Genomic DNA, 7,785 nt, shown 5'->3' with positions numbered 1-7,785 from the left:
GAGCAGATACGCGGTGGACCTTCGGACGAACGCCGACGCGTGCGCCTAGCACCGGCCGTGCGGCTGCTCAAAGCATGAAATGCTGGTTCGAAGCTGGTTCGCCGCGCTTTCCCTGAACCCGATACGACCAGGGCGATTCTGTACGCTTTGAACGCTGACCCTTCCTCGTCTACCACTGCGGCGACGACCGCGCGGAAACCGACAACCTGATCGCGGAACGGATGCTGCGCGGTGTCGCTGTCGGAAGGCGCAGTTATCTATTCATGTGTGTCGACTTCGCCGGCGCGCGCGCAGCGCTTATGGATGGCCTGGTCGGCCGGGCGCCTGAACGATCTTGGCCCGAAAGCGGTATCTACACCACGTACCCGCGGAATACCCGATCAACCACGCTGGAGGAGTCGCTTCTGCTGAGCGTCGCATCGTCCGTGCCCTCGTTCGCTGGCGGCGATCCGATCTGTCAGCATAACTATACATACTCGTGCTTAGGATCCAGGCTACAGCGCTGATCGGACGTCTACAGACCACGGCCAGGATTGAGGGTGGTTACCGCCATGTCATGCCTCTTGCGGCCAAACCGCCCATTGAACAGCCCGGAGACAACGCTAGGGGGCAGCGCGGTCCTGCTTGCGTCTACGGGGCCGGTGAAGTCTGCGCGACGGCGCGATCGACACATTGCTACGTGACGAGCTGCCCGTAGCTTCGCGAGCAGACGCTCGTGCAGCCGACCCCACACGCCGGTCTTCGCCAGTCGCGTAAGCGACGCCGGTAGGTCGGACTTAAATCGAGTCGCCACTTGATCGACAGATCGCGACAGCTTATCCGGTCTTGAACACAAACAGGAGGTCAGTTCAGTGCAACGCGTTCCGAAACGGGGCGGCTACCGGGCATTTTGCGTCGTGGCCCCTGACGGCGAAAGGAAGATTGGATCAATGCCTAGGCACGTCTGCAACGACCGGTGTGTCCCATCCATCGATACGCGTTGTTCAGGTGACCAAGGCTCATAGTTCTCTGAAAAAGGTAACGGACCCTCGGCCTCTTTCGCAAACCGCCTGTAGCAACCGCCACAACAGGACAGGACACGACAAGACGGGCCGTGCGCGATGGATGGAAACGGGGCTCGCGTCGCTATACCTGCGGCTCGAAACGCGGACACGGCAAAAGACATTGGAAGGATGTTTGGCTCTAGCCGATTACGCCGCATAAACTCAGGTATTAGCTGTATGGTCGAGCAATAGCATTCCCTGACACAATAACACTTGCACTCAAGCTCGAAATATTGATCGTGCATTGGGTGCTTCATTGCCTAATCGCAAGCGCTAGACCATGACACCCTCCTCACTTACGGAGCAACGCCGTGATTTGTATCAAGACACTAAAATGCCTCTTTGCAACCATGGCATTGCTTCTTACGGCCGTTCCGTCGGCGTTTGGCTATGCAGTGGTGGATGGAAAGGTCACTGACGACGCAGGAAACGTCGTTCAACTTCGAGGCGTCAATTGGTTTGGCTTCGAGACATCCACCCATGTCGTACACGGACTATGGGCGCGCAATTGGATGGATATGATTGACCAGATGCAAAGCTTGGGTTTCAATGCCGTACGACTTCCCTTTTGTCCCGCGACCTTACACGGAGTCGCTCCCGAAAGCATAGACTATGACAAGAACACAGACCTGCGAGGGTTAAAATCGGTCGAGATTTTAGATAAAATGGTTGCTGAATTCAGCCGTCGGGGCATGTACGTATTATTTGACCATCATACGCCCGATTGTCGCGACATCTCGGAACTTTGGTACACAAACAGCTATAGTCAATCGCAATGGATCGAAGACTTGAAATTCGTTGCGAAACGTTATGTTGCAGTTCCCAGAGTCCTAGGTCTGGACATCAAGAATGAGCCTCACGGCTCTGCAACGTGGGGAACCGGAAACAGTTCGACCGATTTCGATAAGGCCGCTGAGCTCTCAGCTTCTGCCGTCTTGGAAATCGCGCCAAAATGGTTGATCGCTGTAGAGGGAATCGCGGACAGTTCAACCTGCAGCGGCAATATACCGCATTTTTGGGGGGGGAATCTTGAGCCAATTGCTTGCGCACCGCTGAGAATCCCGAAGAGTCAATTGCTGCTGGCTCCGCATACTTACGGTCCAGATGTACACGAGCAGTATTATTTTAGGGACCCAAATTTTCCCAAGAATATGCCGGCGATTTGGGACACACACTTTGGTCGCTTTTCTCAGTCATACGGCCTATTGCTAGGTGAATTTGGAGGGAAATATGGACAAGGTAATTCGCTTGATGTGGCGTGGCAGAATGCATTGATAGAGTATCTTGTCGAAAGAGGGATAGATGGCGGCTTTTATTGGTCTTGGAACCCTAACAGTGGAGATACCGGCGGAATCCTTTTAGACGACTGGAACACGGTGAGAACTGACAAGGTCAACTTGCTCAGAAAGTTATGGAGCAAGGGCCGGAACACTTAGCCCGCTGAGACCATTGCAAGATGGTCTGTCCTCGAGAGGGGGCAGGTTGCGTCGTCTGTTCGTGCGCTTCATCGAGCCAGCGGCCCGAGACATAGGCCGTGCAAGGAGCGACGACAGTCAATTACCCTGCAGCACATTTCCGTCGATTGTTGTATCGCGGCGATCGATCCACGGCTTTGCGAGGTGCAAGTTCTTTCGCTCGGATTTCTGCTCAATCTATCAGCGATTCGCTTTCGCCGGGACTGGTTGAATGCCGACGACCATCGCATGGAGTCGGGTACACGCCAGCTTGCATGGTGGAGGGGCAGGCGTCTGATACGACTGCTCGCGGTAACGAGGGACCTTCACATGTGTCGTATGTCTGATCCGACTTTGGTCCAGTCGGCAAGCCGCGTGTGCGTACCGGTTGCGTGGAGAATTGCGGGCCGAAGCTTCTAGGGGGAGTCCGGACGCCCCGGCCTGCTACATGATTCGGTATGTCCGGGTACGAGGGGTCGTCAGAAGAGTCACAGCAAGCTCCTCGGGTCAATAGGCCGCCCCGCGGACGATGAGATCGCTACGACGAATCACCGCATCACTTGGCGGCGACCGACGGGTGTGTCTCGAGTTCCTGCGGCGGTGAACCGCCCGTCAACAATTTAGTGATCCTAAGCGGAAGATTGCCGGGCCTCAAATTTGACGCCAACGCGATGCAGCAAAGCGGCCTCCAAGCGCTCGACGTTGCAAGGTTGGCGAGCACGGCGCTAGACAAGGCGGCTGTGCGGGCTGACTGCATCATGAGAGCAACAAGGCTGTGCCGGACTTTGAGGAACGAGACTCGAGAACTCGACATTTGCGGTCCGGACGCGCATCCGCTTCTGGAAATGACGACGCGACTCTATGCGAGACCGTCGCCGTTAGCGTTGGCACTTCAGGCCTTCACCTTCATGGCACGCCACATGTGTGGACGGGCTATCGACGATGGAACTCAAACAGAGCCGGCGCGCGCGGGAATGCGTCGTCGCAATTTCACGGAGGTAGCAATGATGGAAGTTGTAGTCGTCGGAATAGCCGCGATCGGACTCGGTGTATTGGCAACTTTTTTGATAGCCACGGGGACGCCGGAGAAGTTGCTTATCCGTGGACAGGAGCACGGTCGTTACGCATCGTTCGGTGAATCAAATGATGTTGTCGACCGCCGCTTACTCAGCCGCATGCAAGCAAGATTACCCCGACGGGTGGCTCGCCGTGTGCGGTGGAGCAGTTGTCATACCGGGAATCGGCCACGAAAGTATAATGGACGACGTTTCGATGTTGTGAACTTGCCCCGTTGCGCTCGTGCGGGCAAGCGTACTCCTCTGTATTGACCGCGGAGCATCGCGCTCACCGTCCTCGGTCTGCGAAACTCGATCCTGTCCATCTGCATCTAATGTCTAGGGCTGTCTCAAATCCGACCACTGACTCGAGTCGAAGGCTTTGCAGATACTCGTGCAGCCTGCTTAACCCGCCCATTTAGCCGTCCTCGATGTCCCGGGGGGCGTTTCCGTAACAACGCAGAATCTCGATTTTTATGTACTCCTCGAGTTGATCACCGGCCGCCCAAAAGGAGCAACGCTACAAGGAGGTATATCAATTCCTAACTGCGTTGCTGTATCAATTCACAACTGCGCGCGACAACGAATCGCTCGCCAGTGCCCCGGTACCTAGTCAAGTTGCTCGGAAACGTCCTCGCCGAGGATGCCAAGCGCGTGACCGCATTGCGGACAGCGTGTGTCCTCAGGCTGATGTACAACGTCTTCGCGATGCAGATGTTCCGGACGTGGCTTGCGTCCCTTCGACATACCGGCCTCAGAGCGGGCCCGTCTTGGTGCGTCCACCATCGCCGCGCCATCGTCGGCCTGCAGATTTTCGAGACGCAGTTCCAATTGCTAATCACTTCACGTCCGAGCTGCATCTCTCGACGAGGAGATCGCGCCAGCGCAGTAGAGTCTTGAGTCCTCAACAGGATGTCGGTCAGCGCGAGGCAATGCGCAACCGGCAGGCGGCCCGGTCTCTTCTTGCGCCGCCGCTTTGGTGGCGCAGTAACAGCTCGATCACCTTTCGCAGTTCATCGTCGAAGCGGCTTGCACATTTCCTCAGCCCGAGGTGGTCCGACAATTCCAGATCGGCGGCTTGCTGAGAAAGTCTACCCCCTAGGGCCTTGGTGAAACCGTCTCTCACTGCAGGTGCTGGCCGCCATTGATTGCAATGTTGGCTCCCGTGATGAAAGCCGCTTCACGCGAGCACAGGTACACCACAAGCGCAGCAACTTCATTTGGTAGTCCAAGGCGGCCGACTGGGATGTGCGGAATGATCTTCGTGTCCAGAACGTCCTGCGGCACGGCCGTGACCATCTTCGTAGCGATGTAACCGGGCGAGATCGTATTCACGGTGACGCCCCTCTTCGCTACCTCGAGCGCAAGTGACTTCGTAAAACCGTGCACGCCGGCCTTGGCGGCCGCATAGTTCGTTTGACCGAAGCCGCCCTTGCTGCCAATTATCGACGAAACGTTAATGATGCGCCCCCAACCTCGCTCAACCATGCCGTCGCACCACGGTCTCGTCATGTTGAACACTGAGTCCAAGTTTGTGCGGACGACCACATCCCAATTGACCTTGTGCAGGTTGCGGAAGGTCGCATCGTGGGTGATGCCTGCATTATTGACGAGGATGTCGACCGGGCCGACTTCATTCTTGATCTGCTGCGCGCAAAGTTGACATGAGTCATAGTCAGCGACATCCGCAGCATATGCGCGAAAATATCGCCCGTCAGCCTCCATGCGGGCCAGCCATTGGTCTGCACCGCTATTTTTCGGCGAACGCGTGACCACGACGGCATAGCCGGCGTCGTGCAGCCCGATGGCAATTGCTTCACCGAGCCCGCCCATCCCGCCTGTGACCAGTGCGATCTGTTTTGTCATCTTTTCTATCTCCTATAAGGGAAGTACTCCCGCCTACATGGGCCAGTGATGCTCGTCCGACGGAGTGTTCGATGCGCCGCTATATGAACTGCCCTCGTTGTCTCGCGGCACTGACTGACGCGGCACCAGGCGCCCTCTTACGTCTATTGCCTAGTGGCTACCGATGGTTACCCGGCACTATCCGACGGAGCAGTCGTGACAGATCAGAGCTGAAACCAGCGGCCAGCCGCGTGCGCTGACGGCCTTTTTTCAGCGTCTCGATCAGCGTACGTGTGGCACGAATCGTCCGCCTCCATCCGGCGATCATCGCCTCCGAACGCGCCCGAGCGCTTCTGGCAGCGTCCTTGATCAACGATTGCAGGCGTAGCCTGTTCGCCTGCTGGAGCGTCTGTGCGACGTGCGTGAATTTGCACTCAGTGGTGGACTTAATCTGGGACACCTGACGGCTGTAGAACGCCGCCGTCTCTGCTGTGTAGCCGCAATGAGTATGGCAAGTGGCGCGAGCCATTCCTGTGGACCACTGACGGAAAATGCGTTCAGCGCACTCCGTTCAGTTCCGGCCAGCGTTGACTGGATTGTCTTGAGATTCAGCTGCATCAATTTTTCGCTCCTCCCGCGCATGATATTAACTGTGTAGGCTTGCCTTCTGGGCCGCAGTGATCTATTTCAGGATTACTAGACTCATTGAGAAGCTCCTGTTGGACCCGAGGCCTTTCCGATCGCCGGGACCGAAATAGACGAACTGTGGTCGTGTCAACCGCGTGGCGCAAACGCGCATGCACTGAGATCCGGGGGCACATACTGCATGATGATAGTAGTTGTACTAATTGATATGTCGGCTCGCCGCTTGTAATAGCAGACTTTACACTGCTTGTCCGCTAAGGCGGCGCTGGACTCTATCCGACGGACAATGATCCGCGAGCAGATCTCATGAGCCGACCCGCGTGACGGCTCTGAGCACAGAAACGCCGCCACTCGTTAAATGGAGACGTTGCTGGCCCGACGGAAGTGTTTGCAGTGCGACGAGTCGGTGTTTGAGCAAAACGTCCAGATTTTCCGGATCCAATCCGAATGGCCCGGGCGCGTCATTAACTAGCATTAAAGCTGCAAACTCATGAGGACTCAGCATCTTTTCTCCTATTGATAGGTGTGAATTGCTTGAAAACCCAATGTTCCCAGACGACCGCGTTTCGCGATATAACGCTTCTATGCATGACTCACGCCAGCCCGATGCCCAATTCGAGCCCGGAGGCACATATTAATGCGTCTTCCCATGGAGAATCAATATGTGGGATCCACGAGTTTTCGTCCATGGGCGTTCAACGTTGCGCTGTTGCCTGCGTGCATGCCGGGCGCCATCGTCATTAGAGGCGGTTGCTACTTTTCGCAGTACAAACTGACGCTTGCCGCGCGATGGTTCGACAGGGTAAACGACAACCCAGTGCTCCTGTGGCCGCGACTTGTCGGACGTTTCCTGCCCCGAGGCGATGAAGTGCGGTCATGTGGGCGAAGTTTCGTTTCTCGGCGCTCGAGTATCTGACGCTTTGCCCGTCTTGCCGGTCTTTCACCATAGGCGTCGCTCCGGCGTAAGTGCGATTGCGCACGGACGGGTGCCCGTTCGACGGTCATCTTTGCAAGCCTCGCAGTGGCCGGACTCTTCGCTTGTTCACTCGTAGCGAGCCGGAAGAGCCCGCGCTTGTGTTGATGTCAATGGCTAATCAACTTGCGCCTGTCCGACCAGCAATGAGTCCGGAAGTGACTCGCAGACACATTATTAGCTACGAGGAACTGCTGGCGACCCATCGATACAATTTTCGATTGTTTTGGTGAATTTCGACAGATCGACCCGCATCGGAATCTTATAGTCTCAATGCTATCAGTCCATGTCAGGATGCCACTCCCTTCCCGCCTCCCTTGGCCAACCCGTATCGACAGGGTGCCGGTGCTCGCCGGAAAGTCCGTGGCGGACCTGTCATGAGACGTGTGGATGCCTTTTTCCTGGATGTGTCGAGCGATGTGAGACTCCTGCTCATCCAATCAGGGCGGGGCATGACCCCGAACCGACCGATGCGGACACGAGATCGCTGCCGGTGAGCTTGTCATGTCGGGTGGGGACGAAGCGAAAAGGTCTGAGACGGTTGAGCAATCCATAGGATCACTATGTCAGTTGTGACTGCGCAAACATTTGCAAGAGCTTTTCTGGGGAGAGACCCGTCCGGTGTGCGGCTAACGGGCGGCACGCATGAAGCGTTCCGGCAGCGCGCGAACGGGCAGAACATTCCCAGGTTTAGTCGAGAGGTCTTCCGGGGCGCCACGGCCTACGCCGAAGGCAGCATGGCGAAGCAGGCGGGGGACTTCGATATTTCA

Annotated in this window: 3 protein-coding genes and 1 pseudogene; 2 read left to right on the top strand and 2 right to left on the bottom strand. The window is 56.6% G+C overall.

What is annotated here, in order from left to right:
- Positions 1–1,354 precede the first annotated feature (1,354 nt).
- Complete coding sequence (locus tag P0D80_RS47725) at positions 1,355–2,479, top strand: glycoside hydrolase family 5 protein (protein ID WP_408295134.1); 1,125 nt, start codon at positions 1,355–1,357, stop codon at positions 2,477–2,479.
- A 1,685-nt stretch (positions 2,480–4,164) separates the two neighbouring features.
- Here the strand turns inward: P0D80_RS47725 and P0D80_RS51990 are convergent.
- Both P0D80_RS51990 and phbB read right to left on the bottom strand, forming a co-directional pair.
- Positions 4,165–4,386: pseudogene (locus P0D80_RS51990) on the bottom strand (transposase domain-containing protein); the annotation flags it as partial.
- 288 nt (positions 4,387–4,674) lie between these two features.
- A complete protein-coding gene (gene phbB, locus P0D80_RS47720) occupies positions 4,675–5,418 on the bottom strand; it encodes an acetoacetyl-CoA reductase (protein ID WP_408295131.1) in 744 nt (247 codons plus the stop codon).
- A 2,160-nt stretch (positions 5,419–7,578) separates the two neighbouring features.
- Here phbB and P0D80_RS47715 point away from each other — a divergent pair.
- Positions 7,579–7,785, top strand: a 207-nt coding sequence (locus P0D80_RS47715) for a hypothetical protein (protein ID WP_408295128.1), incomplete at its 3' end; no start/stop codon positions are given.

It is taken from the genome of Paraburkholderia sp. RL17-373-BIF-A, assembly GCF_046030175.1.
GTDB lineage: Bacteria > Pseudomonadota > Gammaproteobacteria > Burkholderiales > Burkholderiaceae > Paraburkholderia.
The sequence above is the reverse complement of the archived record's forward strand: the minus strand, read 5'-3'. Positions and strand labels throughout refer to the sequence as shown.